Origin of the sequence: Nocardiopsis trehalosi NBRC 14201, from assembly GCF_001552555.1 — a bacterium.
Classification (GTDB): Bacteria; Actinomycetota; Actinomycetes; order Streptosporangiales; family Streptosporangiaceae; genus Nocardiopsis_B; species Nocardiopsis_B trehalosi.
In genome coordinates, this window is sequence record NZ_BCRK01000336.1 from 1 (window position 1) to 2,076 (window position 2,076).

The 2,076-nt window shown below is 65.5% G+C and carries 2 pseudogenes; both read left to right on the forward strand.

Annotation, left to right across the window (positions count from 1 at the left end):
* Positions 1-593, forward strand: a pseudogene (locus NT8_RS30205) (hypothetical protein); the annotation flags it as partial.
* 34 nt (positions 594-627) lie between these two features.
* Positions 628-2,076, forward strand: a pseudogene (locus NT8_RS27955) (hypothetical protein); the annotation flags it as partial.

Consider the following 2,076-nt stretch of genomic DNA (forward strand, 5'->3'; position numbering starts at 1 on the left):
CCGGAGACGACGAAGAGGAGCCCCCCGGCGACGAGGACGACGAAGAGGACAACACCGACGACGACAGCTCCACCGGTGGCGGAGACGGTCCCGGCGGCGGTGGCGGCGGCGAGGACACGACGGCGATCACCTTCGGACAGGTGAAGAAGGTCATCACCGACCATCTGATGCCGTACGAGGAGAAGCTGGAAGAACACGACATCGTGTTCAGTCGCTACACCCAGAGCGGCGACGGCGAGTCGAAGCGGTTCCTCCTGTTCGGAAACCCCGAGCGGCTTCCGGCGGCCGGGGAACTCGGCACCAACATCGACACCTCCCTGGGGAAGATCAGCGAGATCGTCGGCGACCTCCTCACCGAGGTCGACCGGATCACCGACCGCCTCGAAGGCAACATGGCGGTGTTCCTGAACCTGGAGGACGACCAGGAACTCACCTCACGTGACCTGACGACGATCATGGGGCAGGGCCCCTCGGACAGCACGGGGGGCGGATCGAACAATTATGGCGGCGGCGGCTTCCCGTACCCGGGCGGGAATGACGACGACGAAGAAGACACCGACGAAGACGATGACGACGACAGCCAGTCGAATTAGTCCGCATCTTCGATAGGCCCGGAGGGAGCCAGCAATGCCGCCGCCACCCATCAACGACATCATGAACATCTTCGCGGATTCGGGGGATAAGGACGCCGTCCCTCCCATCAAGCATCCCGACGAGTTCCTCAAGCCCCGCTGGCTCACCGAGGGGATCTACTACCCGTGGGACAACATCCACTTCGGTAGCCACTGGAAGGACATGGAGCGGTGGTGGAGGTACCAGAACCCGAGCAACGACTACTGGGAGTACGCCGGGTACCTCTTCAACCGCGACATCTTCGAGGGCGAGAAGGGCGGCTGGAAATCGGACGGCGCGGAGGCCAGGTTCCGCGAGCAGATGCGCACGCTGGCGGGTATCGCCGTCAATGAGAACGGCGCGCATTCCTCCAACTACGACCTCGGGTCATCGATCACCATCGCCCGGGAGATCAACAACCTGGAGACCTATCTCCGGACCGTCGTGCCGCCCGACGGGAAAACGGGCCTGCTCAACGTCTACAACAACCTGAACCTTCCCGACAGCGCCTTCCAGGGCAGCGCGGCGGGCCAGTTCGCCACGCGCATCTTCGACCTGGCCGCCCGGCTGACCCACCTGTACGAGCAGCTGGCCCAGATCGACGGGCGGCTCACGCAGACCCGCGTCGACATCCTCAAGTACGCCGAGCCCCTCTACGAGAAGGTGCTGTCGTGGCTGGCCGATAACACCACCACCGCCTGGGAGATCGTCCAGAACTGGTACTTCAACGTTCCCATCGGCACCGAGACCTGGAACGACGCCCGGGACCAGTTCGTCATCCGCTACAGCAACCCCGACATGAAGCACGGGGAACTCTGGGGGGTCGTCGGCGACGAACGCACCGATTTCCTGATCGACGACACCCTCAAAGACGCCTGGTGGACGAAGTTCGACCCGGTACTGACGGCAGCGCAGGAATTCTGGACGGAAGCGGCCGGAATCCTCAGCGCCTCGAATAAAGCGATCGAATCGGTCGGCGATCTGATGGGCGCGCGCCCGCCGGAGACCTACGGGCAGCCGGACGACGATGAGGACGGGAACGGCGGCGGTGGCGGCGACGGCCCCGGCGGCATCCCGGAGGACATCTTCGACGGCATCTTCGACGATGTCTTCCCCGATGACATGTTCGACGACCTCATCCCCGACGACATCTTCGACGACACGTTCCCGGACGACATGTTCGACGACACGTTCCCCGACGACATGTTCGACGACATGTTCCCGGACGACATGTTCGAGGACCCGCCCCCGCCTCCGCCGCTGCCGATCGACGGTCCCGGGATGGGCGGCGACGGTCCGGCGGGCCCCGAGGGCATCCGTCCGCCGGGCGACTTCACCGCCGACGACCTGCCGCCCCCGCCGTTGGAGACCAACGGCCCCGGCGGCATCGGCGACGACTTCCGCGAGATCCCCCCGCCGGGCGACTTCGGCGGCGGCAACCCACCGCCCCCGCTGGGCCTCACC